General features: G+C 38.9%; 1 pseudogene. It reads left to right on the top strand.

Features of this window, described 5'->3' with window-relative positions:
* Nucleotides 1–675: pseudogene (locus AC1DSL_RS19110) on the top strand (primase C-terminal domain-containing protein); the annotation flags it as partial.

Below are 675 nucleotides of genomic sequence, written 5' to 3' on the forward strand. Positions count from 1 at the left end.
TATCAAGACAGATTGCCTTAAAAAGACAAGATACCCAAAATAAAAACGGTATAGTGTTTGTAACACGTTCAAAAGAAGATTTGCTTTCCCCACACGGAGTGAAGGGATACATCATTTCCTCCAAGGAATCGGTTGTGGAAGATTGCAACTTGCTATCCCACTGGACACCGAATGTGTTCAATTACGGTACATATACGAATCAACGACGAAATTACATAAAAGGGCATGTTGAAACAAATTTACAACAAATCAATACGTTTGTTGTCGATATTGATTCCAAAAAGCAAGCTTATACAGAAATTTTAACGGCTGCACTCGATCACAGCGTCGGTTCCCCAACCTTAATTTTGGAAACCCCAAAAGGATTTCAGGTTTATTTTGTGTTGGACAAGCCTTTGTYCATTTCGAATAAACATGATTTTCGTGGTCTTAAAGTGGCCAAAAGGATTTCAGAGAATATTAAACGTAGCTTAGCGAAGGTTTTACAGGGAGTCGATCTCTCGTGTAACGACTTTGGCTTTTTCCGTGTGCCAAAAGAAGAAAATATTCGTTGGTTTTCAAAAGAAATGACCTTTGATTTTGGCCATTTAATTGAATGGTCCAGAAGACAAGACGACAATCACGGACGCGGTTTATTTGTGGTGCATGAAAATCAATCGGCTCACGACGTTACAC

The organism is Paenisporosarcina sp. P4_D4 (assembly GCF_056401835.1).